The organism is Pseudomonas sp. AGC41 (assembly GCF_057334555.1).
Genome location: NZ_JBHFJB010000081.1, coordinates 111,117 through 128,915, shown reverse-complemented (window position 1 = coordinate 128,915; position 17,799 = coordinate 111,117). Strand labels below are relative to the sequence as shown.

General features: G+C 59.8%; 18 protein-coding genes. 8 read left to right on the top strand and 10 right to left on the bottom strand.

What is annotated here, in order from left to right; translation table 11 throughout:
• Positions 1-4: 4 nt before the first annotated feature.
• Together ACE04F_RS14255 and ACE04F_RS14250 are read right to left on the bottom strand one after the other, a co-directional pair.
• Positions 5-586 carry a hypothetical protein gene (locus ACE04F_RS14255; RefSeq protein ID WP_486107633.1) on the bottom strand — a complete coding sequence of 194 codons (582 nt, stop codon included), beginning with the start codon at positions 584-586 and terminating at the stop codon, positions 5-7.
• Positions 587-610: 24 nt separating this feature from the next.
• Positions 611-1,702 (bottom strand): tyrosine-type recombinase/integrase, encoded by a 1,092-nt coding sequence (locus tag ACE04F_RS14250; protein WP_486107631.1) that lies wholly within the window; start codon positions 1,700-1,702, stop codon positions 611-613.
• Positions 1,703-1,804: 102 nt separating this feature from the next.
• On the opposite strand from ACE04F_RS14250, the gene dusA reads away from it, so the two are divergent.
• Together dusA and tal are read left to right on the top strand one after the other, a co-directional pair.
• Positions 1,805-2,824: a tRNA dihydrouridine(20/20a) synthase DusA gene (gene dusA / locus ACE04F_RS14245; RefSeq protein WP_486107629.1), complete on the top strand. Its 1,020-nt coding sequence runs from the start codon at positions 1,805-1,807 to the stop codon at positions 2,822-2,824.
• A gap of 178 nt (positions 2,825-3,002) precedes the next feature.
• Entirely contained in the window at positions 3,003-3,929 is a 927-nt protein-coding gene (gene tal / locus ACE04F_RS14240; protein WP_305500037.1) for a transaldolase, read from the top strand.
• Between the two features lie 217 nt (positions 3,930-4,146).
• On the opposite strand, the gene rssC is transcribed toward tal, so the two are convergent.
• From rssC to ACE04F_RS14225, 3 genes are all read right to left on the bottom strand, one after another.
• Positions 4,147-4,629, bottom strand: a complete 483-nt coding sequence (gene rssC, locus ACE04F_RS14235; protein WP_039589104.1) for an anti-sigma factor antagonist RssC — start codon at positions 4,627-4,629, stop codon at positions 4,147-4,149.
• On the bottom strand, positions 4,629-5,810 hold the full coding sequence (gene rssB, locus ACE04F_RS14230) for a two-component system response regulator RssB (RefSeq protein ID WP_434573055.1): 1,182 nt from the start codon (positions 5,808-5,810) through the stop codon (positions 4,629-4,631). The genes rssC and rssB overlap by 1 nt, the downstream gene beginning before the upstream one ends.
• A 344-nt stretch (positions 5,811-6,154) precedes the next feature.
• Entirely contained in the window at positions 6,155-6,844 is a 690-nt protein-coding gene (locus tag ACE04F_RS14225; RefSeq protein ID WP_486107626.1) for an MlaA family lipoprotein, read from the bottom strand.
• A gap of 201 nt (positions 6,845-7,045) precedes the next feature.
• On the opposite strand from ACE04F_RS14225, the gene pcrP reads away from it, so the two are divergent.
• Positions 7,046-7,666, top strand: coding sequence for an HAD superfamily inactivated hydrolase PcrP (gene pcrP, locus ACE04F_RS14220; RefSeq protein ID WP_486107624.1), 621 nt, complete (start codon positions 7,046-7,048; stop codon positions 7,664-7,666).
• Positions 7,667-7,775: 109 nt separating this feature from the next.
• The gene (locus tag ACE04F_RS14215) at positions 7,776-8,039 is read left to right on the top strand and encodes a DUF4404 family protein (protein WP_486107622.1); all 264 of its coding nucleotides are present in this window, start codon (positions 7,776-7,778) and stop codon (positions 8,037-8,039) included.
• A 214-nt stretch (positions 8,040-8,253) separates the two neighbouring features.
• Here the strand turns inward: ACE04F_RS14215 and queF are convergent, their stop codons facing one another.
• Positions 8,254-9,084 carry an NADPH-dependent 7-cyano-7-deazaguanine reductase QueF gene (gene queF, locus ACE04F_RS14210; protein WP_486107620.1) on the bottom strand — a complete coding sequence of 277 codons (831 nt, stop codon included), beginning with the start codon at positions 9,082-9,084 and terminating at the stop codon, positions 8,254-8,256.
• A gap of 168 nt (positions 9,085-9,252) precedes the next feature.
• On the opposite strand from queF, the gene ACE04F_RS14205 reads away from it, so the two are divergent.
• Positions 9,253-9,933, top strand: a complete 681-nt coding sequence (locus ACE04F_RS14205) for a heavy metal response regulator transcription factor (protein WP_486107618.1) — start codon at positions 9,253-9,255, stop codon at positions 9,931-9,933.
• Positions 9,930-11,276: a heavy metal sensor histidine kinase gene (locus tag ACE04F_RS14200; protein ID WP_486107616.1), complete on the top strand. Its 1,347-nt coding sequence runs from the start codon at positions 9,930-9,932 to the stop codon at positions 11,274-11,276. Before ACE04F_RS14205 ends, ACE04F_RS14200 begins: the two co-directional genes overlap by 4 nt.
• Before the next feature lie 165 nt (positions 11,277-11,441).
• Here ACE04F_RS14200 and ACE04F_RS14195 read toward each other — a convergent pair whose 3' ends face one another.
• From ACE04F_RS14195 to ACE04F_RS14185, 3 genes are all read right to left on the bottom strand, one after another.
• Positions 11,442-12,686 carry a lipoprotein-releasing ABC transporter permease subunit gene (locus ACE04F_RS14195; protein WP_486107614.1) on the bottom strand — a complete coding sequence of 415 codons (1,245 nt, stop codon included), beginning with the start codon at positions 12,684-12,686 and terminating at the stop codon, positions 11,442-11,444.
• A gap of 63 nt (positions 12,687-12,749) precedes the next feature.
• Positions 12,750-13,433, bottom strand: coding sequence for a lipoprotein-releasing ABC transporter ATP-binding protein LolD (lolD, locus tag ACE04F_RS14190; protein WP_162843734.1), 684 nt, complete (start codon positions 13,431-13,433; stop codon positions 12,750-12,752).
• 7 nt (positions 13,434-13,440) lie between these two features.
• A complete protein-coding gene (locus tag ACE04F_RS14185; RefSeq protein WP_486107612.1) occupies positions 13,441-14,691 on the bottom strand; it encodes a lipoprotein-releasing ABC transporter permease subunit in 1,251 nt (416 codons plus the stop codon).
• 94 nt (positions 14,692-14,785) lie between these two features.
• Here ACE04F_RS14185 and ACE04F_RS14180 point away from each other — a divergent pair, with 94 nt between their 5' ends.
• Together ACE04F_RS14180 and ACE04F_RS14175 are read left to right on the top strand one after the other, a co-directional pair.
• Positions 14,786-15,382 (top strand): PilZ domain-containing protein, encoded by a 597-nt coding sequence (locus ACE04F_RS14180; protein WP_486107610.1) that lies wholly within the window; start codon positions 14,786-14,788, stop codon positions 15,380-15,382.
• Complete coding sequence (locus tag ACE04F_RS14175) at positions 15,379-16,101, top strand: glycerophosphodiester phosphodiesterase (RefSeq protein WP_486107608.1); 723 nt, start codon at positions 15,379-15,381, stop codon at positions 16,099-16,101. The genes ACE04F_RS14180 and ACE04F_RS14175 overlap by 4 nt, the downstream gene beginning before the upstream one ends.
• A gap of 42 nt (positions 16,102-16,143) precedes the next feature.
• On the opposite strand, the gene sthA is transcribed toward ACE04F_RS14175, so the two are convergent.
• Positions 16,144-17,538: a Si-specific NAD(P)(+) transhydrogenase gene (gene sthA, locus ACE04F_RS14170; protein WP_245142796.1), complete on the bottom strand. Its 1,395-nt coding sequence runs from the start codon at positions 17,536-17,538 to the stop codon at positions 16,144-16,146.
• Positions 17,539-17,799: the final 261 nt, after the last annotated feature.

The following is a 17,799-nucleotide window of genomic DNA, read 5'->3' as shown; positions in this document are numbered from 1 at the left end:
GGCATCAGCCCCTTTTTTGCCCTGAAGGACATGCAAAGCTAGTTACATTTTGCCCATTATGAAATAAAAAATAATTGTACTTTTTATGAAGCGCGTAAGTTTTAGCCAAGTCATAAATCTCATAATATTTAGACCTCGCAGTATTATAGCGCTTAACGTCCTCTGCCGTTCCACAATGCGGATTCGAGTCTAAATCCACTCCTAGAGCAGAAAATTCTGACATTAACAACTGAAGCTTAGTCTCGGCATCCTTACGTACTTGAGCCTCACTTAATGCACTTTGCTGATCTCTTAATTGCGCCAAAGATTTTTCATTCGCGCTTTTCTGTGATTTTATCTCAGATACAGTTCTGGCGACTTCATCCTCAGCTTTTTGCACATTGTATTCACGCTTCTGCAACTCAATTTCACGATCACTTTGAGTTTCCATGACCGAAGCTTTTTCCTCTAAGAATTTTATTTTTTTAGCGTTCAAATCCTCATAACCTTTCCAGAGAAATCCAAGCCCACTGGCATACATCACCAACAGAACAATCACTACTACAAAGTGCTGCTTAACAACGTCTATCATCCCCTTGAAACTCATAGTGAAGCTCACCCACCAATAAAATTAATCGTACAGATTTTCTAGCCACTTCCACGAGGCATATCGATCCCCGCGCCCCCTTAAGTGAGTATACCGTCGCAAGGAGTTCCAATCACGATGACCTGAAACACTCGACACCCTTGGAATATCCCAGTCCATCTCGAACAACCGACTCACCCCTTCATGCCGGAGGTCATGAAAATGAAGGTCAACTATCCCCAGCAACGGACAAGCCCTGGTGAAAGAGGCTGATACCGATCTACCATTGAAAGGGAAAATCTCCCGCTCCACTTTGGGCATTGAATTCAAGATCGCCCATGCCTCGTCCGGCAAGTGACACCAGACGTCGTTACCTATTTTCTGACCAGGGTTCTTCATGTCTCGAACCAGCACCGCCTGCCTGGATTCGTCGATGTCCTCCCAGCGTATCCGAGTGACTTCTTCCTGCCGACGTGTCGAAAAGATAGCAAAAGCGATTATTTTTGGCATGGGGATCGAGTTATTTCCCCGAGTCTGCATTTCAAAGTAATGCTTCATCAGCTTGTCCAACTCATCAAGAGTAGGTCGGCGATTGCGCTCTTTGCTCTTGGTGACCATTCCGAGCTTACGCAACACCTTTCGAGCGTCAGTCATGGCAAGCGGATCTATCTCATACCCCCAGGCCGGCCGAGCGACCGACAGTACCGCTCCCAAATGCGACAAATCGTTGCCCACCGTCTGCGCCTGGACACCGCCCCCCTCTTTGCTCATCCGCCACTGAGCAAACTCCACCAGCTTCTGACTATTCAGCGCCGAATCATCGACCTCGCCCAGCCACGTCTCCTTGATCGCCGTCAGGGTTGCTCGTTTAGTCCTCCCCAGCGGCCGGATCTTTTCGTACTCGTCCAGGTACTGATCGATCATTTTTTTGATCGTCACGCCCTTCCGGTTCGCACGTTCGATAGCACCTGGCGCGGCCAGCTCCGTCTCCCGCCGCTTGATCCATGCCTGAGCCACCTGCTTCCGGTCGAAGGTCTGGCTTTCCTGATAAACTGTCTTTCCGTCCCGATTAATCCGTATCTGCGCCGTGTAGGCTGTCGAATTGTCCTTGCGCTTGCGTGATGTGATCGTGCCCATATCCAGTTGCTACATTGCCGAGACCGGTTGCTACAATGTAGCAACCGCCTTCCAAAAACAAGGAAAAATGGGTAAAAACCGCTGTATAAAAGATCAGTATCAATGAACTTAGAAAAAACTGAAGCTCCCGCAAACACTGGATCATCTCGCCAAGAGCCTTCCCGCCGTTTCAGCGTGGCGCCGATGATGGACTGGACTGACCCCCATTGCCGGTACTTCCTGCGCATCCTCTCCAAACACGCCCTGCTCTACACCGAAATGGTCACCACCGGCGCCTTGCTCAACGGTGACCATGAGCGTTTCCTGCGTCACCACGAAGCCGAACATCCGCTGGCCCTGCAATTGGGCGGCAGTGTTCCCGCCGATTTGGCCGCCTGCGCCCGAATGGCCGAGGAGCATGGCTACGATGAGGTCAACCTGAACGTCGGTTGCCCCAGCGACCGGGTGCAGAACAACATGATCGGCGCCTGCCTGATGGGGCATCCCGGGCTGGTGGCCGATTGTGTGAAGGCCATGCGTGATGCGGTGTCGATTCCAGTGACGGTGAAGCACCGGATCGGGATCAATGGACGCGACAGCTACGAGCAGCTGTGTGACTTCGTCGGGACGGTACGTGAGGCCGGGTGCGGCAGTTTTACCGTGCATGCGCGAATCGCGATTCTGGAGGGATTGTCGCCCAAGGAGAACCGCGACATTCCACCGCTGCGTTATGACGTGGTGGCGAAACTGAAAGCTGACTTCCCTGAGCTGGAAATCGTCCTCAACGGCGGGATCAAAACGCTTGAGGCGTGCCATGAACACCTGCGGACGTTCGACGGGGTGATGCTGGGTCGCGAGGCATACCATAACCCGTATCTGCTGGCCGAAGTAGACCAGCAATTGTTCGGCAGCACTGCGCCGGTCATCAGCCGCGCCGAGGCCTTGGCGCAATTGCGGCCTTATATCGCCGCGCACTTGGCGGCTGGCGGCGCCATGCATCACATCACCCGGCATGTGCTGGGGCTTGGAACGGGTTTTCCAGGGGCGCGGCGGTTCCGGCAGTTGTTGTCGGTGGACATTCACAAGACCAAGGATCCGTTGGCGCTGCTGGATCAGGCCGGGCGGTTGCTTGAAGGGCGTTAACCATCACTTGCTTTGAACCTGCGCGCTGTTTTGGCATCGTATCTACCGATAGTTGCCCCGGCCTTTCAAACAGCCGTTTCCGGGTTGTTGCCGCTGGGGCCATCGATACCTCTTCACGCCCTTGAGTGGCTGCCGGCCCTCGGGTAATGTCAACGGACCCATAGGACAGAGCACGCTCATGACTTCCAAGCTGGAACAACTCAAGCAGTTCACCACCGTCGTGGCCGATACCGGCGACTTCGAAGCCATCGCCCGCATCAAACCGGTGGACGCCACCACCAACCCTTCCCTGCTGCTCAAGGCTTCGGCCATTCACGGTTATGCCGAGCTGCTGAACGCCTGCGTGGCGGACTGCAAGGGCGACGTGGGCCTGGCCAGCGACCGTTTTGGTGTAGCGGTCGGGCAAGAAATCCTCAAGGTGATCCCGGGGCGCATCTCCACCGAAGTGGATGCACGCCTGTCGTTCGATACCGAGGCCATGTTGAAGCGCGCCCATCGCCTGGTCGACCTGTACGAAAAGGCCGGTGTGGGCCGGGATCGCGTGCTGATCAAGATCGCCTCCACCTGGGAAGGCATCCGCGCCGCCGAGCAACTGGAGCGCGAAGGCATCCAGTGCAACCTGACGCTGCTGTTCTCCTTCGCCCAGGCCGCGGCCTGCGCCGACGCCGGCGTGTTTCTGATTTCGCCTTTCGTGGGCCGTATCTATGACTGGTACAAAAAGGCCAATGGCAATGACTACACCGGGGCCGACGATCCCGGCGTGCAGTCGGTGACGCGCATCTACAACTACTACAAGGCCAATGACTACAAGACCGTGGTCATGGGCGCCAGCTTCCGTAATCTCAACCAGATCGAGCAACTGGCCGGCTGCGACCGCTTGACCGTCAGCCCCGAACTGCTGGAAAAACTGGCCGCCGACGAGGGCAAGCTGGAACGCAAGCTGGCGCCTGGCCAGGCCGGGGAAGCCCGTCTGAGCCTCAATGAGGCGCAGTTCCGCTGGTTGTCCAACGAAGATGCCATGGCGACCGAGAAACTGGCTGAAGGCATTCGTCAGTTCGCCCGGGACCAGGAGAAGCTGGAGGCGTTGCTGCAAGCCAAGCTTTGAGCTGATTCGCAAGGCATAAAAAAGGGCGAACCTTGATAGGTTCGCCCTTTTTTATGCGGCTCAGCCTGAGAAATCTGGCGCCTGAAAGGCCATTCGCGAGCAGGCTCGCTCCCACAGGAGAATTAGGGGCAGATCCAAAGGGTGCGGTCCAACGCAAGCCACTGTGGGAGCGAGCCTGCTCGCGAAAGCGTCGGTCAGGCCAACACATATCCCAAGGTCAAGGCCGCTCCAGCGCACTCACCAGGTCATGGAACGCTTCACGATTGGAGTCGTTCAGCCCCATGAGGATCTTGTGGGCTTCCAGCACCTTGATCCGCACTTCTTCCTCGGACTGGTCCTGGTCAGGCAGGTCATCCAGGCATTCGGGGCACGGCACGGGATCGCCGACGATGTTGAAAACCTGGTCGAAACCCATCGATTGCAGAAGACGGGTAATGTCGTTGTGGGTGGTGACGACGGTCGGCAGCAAGCCAACTTTTTGCCGCGACAGGATCGACAGCTTGGCCAGCAGGCCGAGGGTGGTGCTGTCGATGCTGCGGGTTTCGGTCAGGTCGATCACGATGGCGTTGAAGTTCAGCGCGGTGAAGATCTTCTCGATTGTCGCATCCAGCGCCGAACACAAGGTCAGGCGCACTTCACCGACAAACTTCAGGACAAAAGTGCCGTCCTGCTCGGCGAACTGGATTCTACCGGTACTCATCAAAGGTTCCTGCTCAACACTAACAGGGCGATATCATCCGGCATCTCCCCTAGCGTGGCTAATCCAAACACTTGCCGCAGGCCTTCCAGGCTGCCGCCCGCCGCACTTACCCGTTCAGGCAAGGCCGCTTCTTTCTCTTTGAGTGTAGGTTCCGACAAAAGGTCCAGAATGCCATCAGACATCAGCGTCAAGCTGAAGGCCGGGGGCAATTCCAGCACGTGGTCTTCATAGGTGGCCTCGTTGAACAGGCCTACCGGCAAGCCACGCCCTTCCAGGTAACGAACACTGTCAGGTGTGTACAACACAGGCAACGGCAGGTGACCGCCGATGCTATACGTCAACAAACCAGTCTCCTCGTCGATGACTCCACCGACCATCGTGACGTGTTTGCCCAGCTTACAACTGATCAGGCCTCGGTTGATATGCCCAAGAACCTCCGAAGGCTTGAATTCGGGCAACGTACCATTGCGCTTGGATTCGAACAGCAGGCGCGTGGTCATGAACTTCAGCAGCACCGTCACGAATGCCGACGAAGCACCGTGCCCGGAAACATCCGCCAGGTAGAAAGCCACTCGGCGCTCGTCGACCCGGAAATAATCGACGAAATCTCCCGACAGGTACAACGACGGGATGATCTGGTGGGCAAAACGGAAACCGTCGACGGTCCAGGGGCTGACCGGCAGCATGTTCATCTGCACCTGACGCCCGGCGTTCTGGTCTTCCTGCAACAGGTTCAGGCTGGCTTCCAGCTCACGGTTGGCCGTCTCCAGCTTCTCGCGATAGCGCTGGTTCTCGACCAACAGGCGCGAGCGGTCCAGGGCACGGCGCACGGAGTGCTCAAGCACGGCAAGGTCTTCGAGGGGCTTGATTAGGTAATCCGCCGCGCCCAGGCGCAATGCCTCGACCGCGTCGTTCATCACCCCCGCGCCCGACACCACGATCACCGGGGTCTGTGACGACAGCTCGGTGACCTGGCGAATGAGTTCGAGTCCGCCCATCTGCGGCATGCGCAGGTCGCAGATGACCAGGTCGGGCTTGTCCTGCTCGAATACCTGAAGACCCTGTTGGCCATTACTGGCCTGCAAGACGCTGAAACCACTGTCTTCCAAGTAGGCGGCGAGACTGGCTCGCACCACTTCGTCATCATCGATTATCAGCAGCGTGGCACTGGTTTTTGGCATGTGGGCAAACGGCGCCAGAATTAGGTTGGCGTAGCGGGCGCGGCGTTGGCCTGGCGCGTACTACTGGATTCGCTTTCTAGCCTCTCTGTCGTACCGGCTTCAGGCCTTTGCCCTACACACGATTACACCAGAGGTGCCCTTCTAAGGCGCAGACGGTACTCCCATCCGCGGGGCGTTTCAAGCTCATGCGGATAGCCCGCTTGAGCTCTTTATTTGTCAAAGCACAGAGAGTTATAAGAACCGAGCGAAGCGTAACTCAATGGAAGGTTCATTCCGGCCCTGGGCAGGAGCCAAAGCACGAAAGGCGGCCTTTCGGGCCGCCTTTCGCATTCAACCGGCCGAAATCAGAAATCGTCTTCGACCTGGCCATCCTTGACCTTGAATTCACGGTTCTGCAGGAAGGCGTTGCGCAGGAACACATACTTGTCGCCACTGACCATTTTTTCGGCCGACAACAGGCTGGCGCGGGTGTCGACGATGTTCAGGCCCCAGATCGAATTACGCACCGAGACGTTGTCGATGTAGGGGTATGGGGTGGCATAGCTGTCGACCAGCTTGGCCGGCGCATCACGCAGAGTGCTCGGCCCCAGCAGTGGCAGCATCAGGTAGGGACCGCTGCCCAGTCCCCAGTATCCCAGGGTCTGGCCGAAATCTTCGTCGTTGCGCTGCAGCCCCATCTGGGTCCCGACATCGAAGAAGCCCAACAGGCCGAACGTCGTGTTGAAGATCAACCGGGCGGTATCGACCCCGGCGGCAGCCGGCTTGGCTTGCAGCACATCGTTGGCGAGGTTGCCGACATCACCGATGTTGCGAAACATGTTGTGGATGCCGTCCTCAAGGAACTGCGGGGTCACGTATTGGTAACCCTGGGCCAGCGGTTTCAGCGCGTAGGTGTCGATGGTGTCGTTGAAGGTAAATATCGGACGGTTGATGCTTTCCCAAGGATCTTCTTCCGTGGCGGCCTGAGCGGCGAACGGCACCAGCAGGACGCTGGCAGATAGACACAGCTGAGCTAGACGTTGGCTCCAGCGCATAGGGGAAAACTCCTTGGATTATTCAGGCAAGGGCGCCGAGCCCAGGCGGTAAGGTGGCTAGTATAAGGCGGAACGCGTGGATAGGCAGCACAGAAAAAGGAAGCTCTCCGTAGGAATTTTCCACACCGGCCGCCTTCACCCCACTGTAACCGGACTGTCATCGTGCCTCGTTAGGCTGCAGGTTATTTCAAGGACGTCCACATGCCCCGCGCCGAAGCCAAGCCCCTCCCCGCCCCCAGCCTGACGGCCGTCCTGTTTGGCCTCAGCGGGTGCCTGGTTGATTTCGGCTCACGTGCTCGCCAGCCTGGGATTACGCCGGCCGAGCACACGCAACTGACACCCGGCGCGTTGGAAAGCCTGCAGCACTTGCGGCAGCTCGACATCCCCTGCGCCTGGCTTGACGAACTGTCCCCGGCCATCAGTCATGGATTGGCAGCCGCTTTGCCGGCTTGGATAAAATCTCCGCAACTTCCTGCAACAAATAATCCTTGGCCAGCGCCCCACGCCTGTTGGCAAGCCCTTATGGCGCTGGATGTCAGGCAACTGGATGGCTGCGTATTGGTCAGCGGCGAACCGAAGCTGTTGCAGTCGGGGCTCAACGCCGGTCTGTGGACTATCGGGCTGGCATCCTGCGGCTCGCTGTGCGGCCTGACGCCCGCCGAATGGCAAGCCTTGAGCCAGCAGGAACGGGAAATCAAACGGGCCAAGGCCACGGTCCAATTGTTCGGCTTAGGCGTGCATTCGGTGATCGATCACCTGGGCGAACTCGAGACCTGCCTGGCCGATATCAGCCTGCGTCGCCTCAAAGGCGAGAAGCCCTGACCAGGATCATGCAGGGCGCTTGAGTGTGGATTACTCTTAAGGCAAGCCATGGACTTTTGACGCTGCGTCGCGGTCCATGGCAGTGCCTATCAATAAAGGGAGTACGCCAATGCCTGCCCGCGACTTGCAAGAACAGCTCAACACCCTGCGCGAGCAATTGGAACAGAATCCACCTCTTTCCGAAGTCGAGCGCGAAGACCTGCACGCGCTGATGCAACAGATAGAACTTGAGCTTGAGTTGGAAACCCAAACATCGGACACCAACCTCGCTGACAATGTGAACCTCGCCGTCGAACGCTTCGAGCTGGAGCATCCAACGATTGCCGGAACACTGCGCAATATCGTCAACACCTTGGGCAGCATGGGGATCTAAGCCCGCCAGACGCAAAAAGCCCTGCTATCACCAGCAGGGCTTTTTAGTATCTGCAAATTGAAATGCAATCCACTGTGGGAGCGAGCCTGCTCGCGAAAGCGGTGTGAAAGTCAGCACATGTGTTGAATGTACGACCGCCTTCGCGAGCAGGCTCGCTCCCACAAGAGTCCTCCCACAAGGGCTCTTTTCACAAGAACTCTTCAGCACGGAAGTTTTATTGCCGAACCAGACGCTGGTTCGGCAGCTGCACATCCTCGGTGCTGCGGTACGGATTGATATCCAACCCACCCCGCCGTACATACCGCGCATAGACCGTCAACTTCTCCGGCTTGAGCAAGCGTTGCAGGTCGAGGAAGATCCGCTCGACGCACTGCTCGTGGAAGTCCGAATGCTGGCGGAAGCTGACGATGTAAGCCAGCAGGCTGGCGTGGTCCAGCGCCGCACCGCGATACTCCACCGCCACGCTGCCCCAGTCCGGCTGGCTGGTTACCGGGCAGTTGGATTTAAGCAGGTGGCTATGCAGGCTTTCCTCGACGATACGCGATGCATCGCAACGCAGCAGCTCCGGACGCGGGTGCTCGTAGGAGTCGACAGTGATGTCCAGGTCGTCAACGCAGACACCGGGTAATGCAACGATGCCTTCGCTCTCGACGTCCTTGAGGCTGCGAATCCGCACGCCTACCGGCTTGCCCGCCGCGGCCGAAAGGTCCTGGCGCAGCGCCGCTTCCAGGCTCGCGCTGTCGTTGAACGAGGTCTGGTTCAAGGAGTTCAGGTACAGCTTGAAAGACTTGGATTCGATGATATTCGGCGAATCCGCCGGGATTGCGAATTCACCGATGGCGACAACCGGCTTGCCGGACGGCAGCAGCCATGACAGCTCGAAACAGTTCCAGAAATCCACGCCCTTGTACGGCAGGGTCTCGGCCGTCAGGCCCAGTTCCGCCCATTTCGCGGTGCGCGGGATCGGAAACAGCAGTGACGGCGTGTACGTGGCGATGTATTCGCTGGATTTGCCCAGCGGCGAGTGTTCGGCTGCGGGATGCATGACGGAAACCTGACTGAAGAATCAGCGGATTCTAGCAGCCTTTACGGGTTCCTTGAGCGCTTGCTCCGCCAACTGGCTTACAGTTGCATTACAACTTTGTCAGCTTGCCCCATGACACCATGCACCACGGTATAACGCCCACGTTCAAACACAGCCTTGAGCCCGACCATGAAACTGCTGATCGTCGAAGACCAACTGAAAACCGGCCAGTACCTGCGCCAAGGCCTGGGCGAAGCCGGGTTCAACGCCGATCTGGTGGCTGATGGCAGCACCGGCCAGCAACTGGCCGTGAGCGGCGAATACGCGCTGTTGATTCTCGACGTGATGCTACCCGGCCGCGATGGCTGGCAGATTCTGCAAGCGGTGCGCGGCGCCGGGCTGGACACGCCGGTGCTGTTTCTCACCGCGCGCGATGCGGTAGAGGATCGTGTGCATGGTCTGGAACTGGGTGCCGATGATTACCTGGTCAAGCCCTTCGCCTTTTCCGAACTGCTGGCCCGGGTGCGCAGCCTGCTGCGCCGAGGCAGTTCGGCGAACCAGGAAACCACTTTGCAACTGGCGGACCTGCGGCTGGACCTGATCCGGCGCCGAGTAGAACGCGGCGGCAAACGCATCGACCTGACCGCCAAGGAATTTGCCCTGCTGGAGATGCTGCTGCGGCGCCAGGGCGAGGTATTGCCAAAATCCTTGATTGCCTCACAAGTCTGGGACATGAATTTCGACAGTGACACCAATGTCATCGAAGTGGCGATCCGGCGCCTGCGGATCAAGGTCGACGACGAGTTTCCCGACAAGCTGATCCACACCGTGCGCGGCATGGGCTATGTTCTCGAAGAGCGTAGCCTGTGAGCCGCCGATGGTCGCTGAGCAATCGGTTGGCGCTGCTTTTCGCCGCCTGTACTGCCGTCGTCTCGTTGTTTGCCGGCGTGCTGTTCAGCCGCGGCAGCGAGGCGCACTTCATCGAGCTGGACCAGCAGCTGCTCGAGGCAAAAATGGCTGGCGTGCGCCGCACCCTGCAAGATGACCCCAACCCCCAGGCGCGCCTGGCGGATGAGTTGAACCGTCAGCCGGACCTTGCCTTGCGTATCAAGGACCGCGATGGCGTGCGCTGGCATGACAGCTCGATCCGTCTACCGGTCCAGGTGCCTGAACGGCCCGGCCTGTCGACCCTCAACGACACCGACAATGACTACCGCGTATTAAACGCGCCACTGGATCCCAATCGCGCGGATTCGCCACAGCTGACACTGCTGCTGGACATCACCCATCATCAGCATTTCCTGCAACGCATGCAGCGCCTGATCTGGCTGACCGTCGGCCTCTCGGCGCTGGCGACCGCCCTGCTTGGCGCCTGGGCTGCCCGACGCGGCTTGCGTCCCTTGCGCCGCATGGGCGCCATTGCCAGCAGCGTCTCGGCGCGCTCGCTCAATGCTCGACTGCCAGAAGAACACATGCCCGCCGAACTGGCGGAACTGGCCCACAGCATCAACGACATGCTTGGACGCCTCGACGATGCCTTCCAGCGCCTCTCCGCCTTCTCCGCCGACATCGCCCATGAGTTGCGTACGCCGTTGTCGAACCTGCTGACCCATACCCAGGTCACGCTCACCCGCGAACGCTCGCTGAACGACTATCGCGAAGCCCTGCACAGCAATCTCGAAGAGCTGCAATGGATGGCACAACTGGTCAACGACATGCTTTACCTGGCCAAGGCCGACCATGGCTTGCTGGCCGTCCAGCGCGAACGACTGGACCTGGCGCTGGAAACGGACCTGCTGCTGGAGTTTTTCGCGCCACTGGCCGAAGACGCCGAGGTAAGGCTGAGCCGCGAAGGGAACGCACGTATCGAGGGCGACCGCAGCATGCTGCGCCGCGCGCTGTCCAATCTGCTGGACAACGCCCTGCGCTTCAGCCCTGGTGGTGGCGAGGTGCGGATACGGATTGTCGATGGTCCGCAGACCGTGCGCATTGACGTGGAAAACCGCGGAGGAGAAATTCCGGCGGCTCTGCTGCCGCGCTTGTTCGACCGTTTCTATCGCGCCGACCCGGCTCGCCAGGAAGGCCCCAATGAACACGCCGGGCTGGGGCTGGCCATTACCCGCTCGATCATCCGTGCCCATGGCGGGGAAATCCGCTGCGAATCGGCCGATGGCTGGACGCGATTCGTGATCGAGTTGCCCAATAGCAATTAAAATCTGCCCCTGTGGCGAGGGAGCTTGCTCCCGCTGGGCTGCGCAGCAGCCCCCAAAAGCTGCGCGCTCATGCGACATGACGTGCAAACTTTCAGTTTTTTGGGAGCGCTACGCACTCCAGCGGGAGCAAGCTCCCTCGCCACAACAGCCTTTCCGGCACATGTCTCAGGAATACCGCAACGCCTGCGCCGGTTCGATCTTCGCCGCGCGCCAGGCCGGGTATACGGTGGCGAGGAAGCTGAGGATGAACCCGGCGGAGCAGATCAGCACCACGTCGCCACGCTGCAGCTCCGACGGCAGGTTGCTGACGAAGTACACGTCGGAACTGAAGATGTGCTGGCCGCTGACCCGCTCCAGCCAACCCACCAGCGCGCTGACATTCAACGCCGCAATCACCCCCAGAACCCCGCCGATCAACGTGCCGACGACGCCGATCACCGTGCCCTGGACCATGAAGATCGCCATGATCTGTCGCGGCGTGGCGCCGATGGTGCGCAGGATCGCGATGTCCGCGCCCTTGTCGTTCACCACCATGATCAACGTGGCGATGATATTGAACGCCGCCACCGCGACGATCATCAGCAGCAGCAGGCCGATCATGGTTTTTTCCATTTTCATCGCGCTGAACAGGCTGCCCTGGGTGTGGGTCCAGTCGTCGGCCTTGTAGGCCGCGCCAAGCCCGCTGGCGATATCACCGGAGACTTTCGGCGCTGCGTACAAATCTTTCACCGCCAGACGCACGCTCTGTACCTGGTTCGGTTGCCAATGCTGCATCTGCGCGGCATCGGCGAGGTGAATCAGCGCCATGGAACCGTCGAGCTCGGCGCCGACCTTGAACACCCCCACCACGTTCAGCCGCTGCATCCGTGGGGTGATGCCCCCCGGCGCGGTGCTGACTTCCGGCACGATCAGGGTGACCTTGTCGCCGACATTCAAGCGAAAGCGCCGCGCGGTGATCTCACCGATCACCACGCCGAATTCGCCCGGCTTCAAGGCATCGAGACGCCCCTGGACGATGTGCTGGGCGACAATCGACACCTTGCCTTCCTGGGCCGGATCGACGCCGCTGATCTGGATTGGCTGCATCGAGCCTTTATGGCTCAGCATCCCTTCCATCTCGGTGAACGGCACCGCAGCCGTCACTTGAGGATTTTTCAATGCCGCGGCGGCCACCGGTTGCCAATCGTCGATCGGGTTGACGCCGACGATCGTGGCGTGAGGAACCATGCCGAGGATGCGCGAGCTCATTTCGCGCTGGAAGCCGTTCATCACCGACAACACGACGATCATCGCCAACACGCCGAGGGCGAGGCCGATCATCGAGGTCATCGAAATGAACGAGACAAAACGATTGCGGCGCTTGGCGCGGGTATAGCGCGTGCCGATGAAAATCGATAACGGTCTGAACATTCGCTGGGCACCGTATGAAAATAAAATACCCGGCGCCTTCGTCAGGCACCGGGTTTCGGTCGGTCAGATGGGCGTCAGGCAACCTTCCTGCAAATGCAGGACGCGGTCCATCTGCCGGGCCAGGTTCATGTCGTGGGTCACCACCAGGAACGCCGTGCGCATCGAGGTGCTGAGTTCCAGCATCAAGTCCTGGATGCCTTGCGCGGTGTGGGAGTCGAGGTTGCCGGTCGGCTCGTCGAGCATCACCAGTCCAGGCTTGTTCACCAGGGCCCGGGCAATCGCCACGCGCTGGCGCTCGCCTCCGGACAGTTCGGCCGGCTTGTGCTCCAGGCGATGGCCCAGTCCCACCCGTTCCAGCAACGCCGTAGCTCGCTGACGGGCTTCGGGAATTGCGGTGCGGCCGATCAACAGCGGCATGCAGACGTTTTCCAGCGCGGTGAACTCGGGCAGCAGATGGTGGAACTGATAGACGAAGCCCAGCGAGCGGTTGCGCAACAGGCCGCGGGCCTTTTCGTTCAACGCCGAAAGCTCTTCGCCCGCCAGCCAGACGCTGCCGGCGGTCGGCGTATCGAGGCCACCGAGCAAGTTCAATAAGGTACTTTTGCCCGATCCGGAAGTCCCGACGATCGCCACGCGCTCACCGGGATGCAGCTCCAGTTGCAGGCCCGACAACACCACCACCGACTCCGGGCCTTCCTCGTAGGATTTGCCCAGGTTACGGCAGCTCAAGATTGCTTTTTCACTCATGCCCGACTCACTCATAACGTAACGCCTCCGCCGGCTGGGTGCGCGCGGCACGCCAGGCTGGATACAGGGTGGCGAGGAAACTCAGGATCAACGCGGCGCCGCAGACCATCAACACGTCGTCGGCCTGCAACTGCGAAGGCAGGTAGTCGATAAAGTACACGTCGGCGTTGAGAAACTTGTGCCCGATCAGCCCTTCGAGGCCGGCGATCGCAGCGCTGACATTCAGCGCGGCGAACATCCCGACCAAAGCGCCTACAAACGTGCCGATGACGCCGATGACGGTGCCTTGGACCATGAAGATCCGCATGATCTGCCCCGGCGTGGCGCCGAGGGTGCGCAGGATGGCGATGTCGCCTTTCTTGTCGTTTACCACCATCACCAGCGTGGAGATGATGTTGAACGCCGCCACGGCGACGATCAGCAGCAGAAGCAGGCCGATCATGGCTTTTTCCATGCGGATCGCCTGGTACAGATTGCCGTGGGTGCGGGTCCAATCGCGGGCGTAATAGCGGTCTTCGCCGAGCTGCTGGGCAATGTTCCAGGCCACGCGCGGCGCCTGGAACAGGTCGTCGAATTTCAACCGCAGGCCCTGGACCTGGTCCGGCTTCCAGCGATGCAGGCGCGCGAGGTCCTGAAGGTTGGTCACCCCCAGGTAACCGTCCAGCTCGCCGGCGCCGACATGGAAGATGCCGACCACGGTGAAGCGCTTCATGCGCGGGAACATGCCGCCTGGGGTGACGGTGACTTCCGGCGCGACAAACGTCAGTTTGTCGCCGATGGCCACGCCGAGCTTGGCCGCCGCCTTGTCGCCGATCACGATACCGAAGCTGCCCGGCGCGAGGTCGTCGAGTTTGCCCTGCTGCATGAAGTTGTCGATGATCGACACCTGCCGCTCCAGCCCGGGATCGATGCCATTTAGCAAGACCTTGGAAACCTTGCCGTCGTTGGTCAGCAACCCCTGCATCTGGGTGAAGGGCGCAACGGCCAGCACCTGCGGGTTCTGCTTGACCTTGGCGGCCAGGCTCGGCCAGTCGCTGATGGCTTCGCCGGTTTCGAGGGTCGCGTGGGGCACCATGCCGAGCACGCGGGTGCGCATTTCATGGTCGAAGCCGTTCATGACCGACAGCACGACGATCATCACCACCACGCCGAGAGCCAGGCCGATGATTGACGTCAGGGAAATGAACGATACGAAATGATTGCGACGCTTTGCACGGGTATAACGCGTGCCGATGAATACGAAGAGAGGTCTGAACATGTCGGGGCTTGTTCGGAGGGAAAAGGAACGTCCTTGTGGCGGGGGTCACAAACCAGCTTTACACTCAGACCACCGCCGCTACCATGGGTTCGCCATGTCGACATTAGATGAAGAAGATCGCCGCGAATACTACCGTATCGAGGACACGATCGCACTGGAAATTCGGCCCCTGTCCATTCCTGAAGCAGCTAGCCAGGAAGTGTTGCAGGATGAGTCCCCGTTGTTCAACCTGCTCAGCGAGCTGCACCTGAGCGAGTTCGAATCACAGCACCTGTTACGCCAGATCAGCGAGCGCGAGCGCAGCATCGCGGCCTACCTCAAGGCCATGAACAAACGCATCGACCTGCTCAGCCAGGTCATCGCCGTTACGGTGCTCGGCGAAATCGGCGATCCCCAGCCGGTGATCATTTCCGAAGGCGGCATTGATTTCCAATACCCCACCGCCATCGCCGTCGGCGCGCACCTGTCGATCAAGCTGGTGCTGATGCCCCAGGCCCTGGGGCTGTTGCTTCGTGCCCGGGTCACCCATTGCGATCCCAAGGGCGACGGTTATGACGTGGGTACCGAGTTTGAGCACCCGACCGACGCCCAGCGCCAATTGCTGGCCCGCTACATCCTGCAGAAACAGGCGCAGGAACGGCGCCTGGCCCGGGAACTGAACGAATCTGGCATCGATAAGGAAGAACCGTGACCCTCATTTATGGCCACCGCGGCGCCAAGGGCGAAGCACCGGAAAATACCCTCACCGGTTTCCAGGAATGTCTCAAGCACGGCGTGCGCCGTTGCGAGCTGGACCTGCACCTGTCCATGGACGGCGAGTTGATGGTGATCCACGACCCGACCCTCAAGCGCACCACCGATCGTCGCGGCAAAGTGGTCGAACACACCGCCGCCGAGCTGGTGACCTATGACGCGCGCAAGGGCGGCCCGGGCTGGATCCAGCCGTGCGCGATTCCGCGCCTGGAAGAGTTGTTCGAGAAGTGTGATTTCGAGCATTGGCAGCTAGAGGTGAAAAGCGCCTCACGCACCCGCGCCGCCGCCACCGTGCTGGGGATCCGGGAAATGGCCCAGCGCTTCGGTCTGCTGGACAAGATCACCATTACTTCCAGTTCCAGGGAAGTGCTCAAGGCCGCGCTGGACCTGACTCCGGACATTTCCCGTGGACTGGTGGCCGAATACGCCTGGCTCGACCCGTTGAAGGTCGCCCAGAGCTATGGCTGCGAGATTCTGGCGCTGAACTGGACCCTGTGCACGCCGGAACGCCTGATCAAGGCGCAGCGCCAGGGGCTGCATGTGTCGGTGTGGACCGTCAACGAACCCGCGCTCATGCGCAGGCTCGCCGACTTTGGCGCTGACAGCCTGATTACAGACTTTCCCGGTTTGGCCACTGCCACCCTCGAGAATTGCTGAAATCGGTCTCCCCGGCCGGCTCAGGCCACCGGCCGGAGCCGCTCAAAAAAGCCGGTTGAGCCCGTCGTAGGCTGCCACCCGATAGGCTTCGGCCATGGTCGGGTAGTTGAACGTGGTGTTGACGAAATATTTCAGCGTGTTCAGTTCGCCCGGCTGGTTCATGATCGCCTGGCCGATGTGGACGATTTCCGAGGCCTGGTAGCCGAAGCAGTGCACGCCGAGCACTTCCAGAGTCTCGCGGTGGAACAGGATCTTCAGCATGCCCTGCGGCTCGCCGGCGATCTGCGCCCGCGCCATGCTCTTGAAGAAGGCCTTGCCGACCTCGTAAGGCACCTTGGCCTGGGTCAGCTCCTGCTCGTTCTTGCCGATCGAGCTGATCTCCGGAATGGTGTAGATGCCGGTCGGCACGTCATTGACGAAACGCCAGCTGCCGTTGTCGACGATGCTGCCGGCGGCCGAACGGCCCTGGTCGTGGGCGGCACTGGCCAGGCTCGGCCAGCCGATCACGTCACCGGCGCCATAGATGTTCGGCACGCAGGTGCGATAGTTCTCGTCGACTTCGATCTGGCCGCGACTGTTGACCTTCACGCCAATGTTTTCCAGGCCCAGGGTGTCAGTGTTACCGGTGCGGCCGTTGCACCAGAGCAAGGCGTCGGCCTTGATCTTCTTGCCGGATTTGAGGTGCAGGATCACACCGTTGTCCACGCCTTCGACGCGCTCGTAATCCTCGTTGTGGCGCACGGTAATATTGTTGTTGCTGAAGTGGTAGCTCAAGGCCTGGGAGATTTCCGAGTCCAGGAAACTCAGCAACTGGCCACGGTTGTCCACCAGCTCCACCAGCACGCCGAGGCCGCTAAAGATCGAGGCGTATTCGCAACCGATCACGCCGGCACCGTAGACGATAAGTTTGCGCGGGGTATGCCCCAGGCTCAGGATCGTATCGCTATCGTAGATACGTGCGTGGTTGAAATCGATGTCCGCCGGGCGATACGGCCGCGAGCCGGTGGCGATGATGATGTGCTTGGCCACCAGTTTCTCGACCACGCCATTGCCGCAGACCACTTCGACTGTCTGCTCGTCGGCGAAGCTGCCGGTGCCGAAGAACACGTCAACACGGTTGCGGGCGTAGTAGCCGGTACGCGAGGCTACTTGCTTGGAAATCACCTTCTCGGCGCTCTTGAGCACGTCCGGAAAGGAGAACCAGCGCGGCTCGCCGATCGCCCGGAACATCGGGTTGGTGTTGAACTGCATGATCTGCCGGACCGAGTGACGCAAGGCCTTGGACGGGATGGTACCCAAGTGGGTGCAGTTGCCGCCAACCTGCCGACGGCTGTCGACCATCGCCACCTTGCGCCCTGCCTTGGCGGCGTTCATTGCCGCACCTTCCCCCGCCGGGCCGGAACCCAGTACCACCACGTCGTAGTTGTAGACAGCCATGCGTACTCCTCAGAACAGGCCGCGATGCCACGGTTGGCACCGACGGCTAAATCATGCCGGCCGGCGGCATGAAGGAACAATTTGGGACCGGTTCACGCGTCCGGCCACAGTCTATAGAAGCGTCAACGCCGCGCACATTACCCCTTGGTCGCGTCGTAGGCTAGTTTTGCCTGCGCTATTTCGCCACAGGTGGCTTTCATGACGCTGTCACCGCTTAATCAAGTTCGCCTGCATCATCGTGGGGGGGGGGGGGGGGGGGGG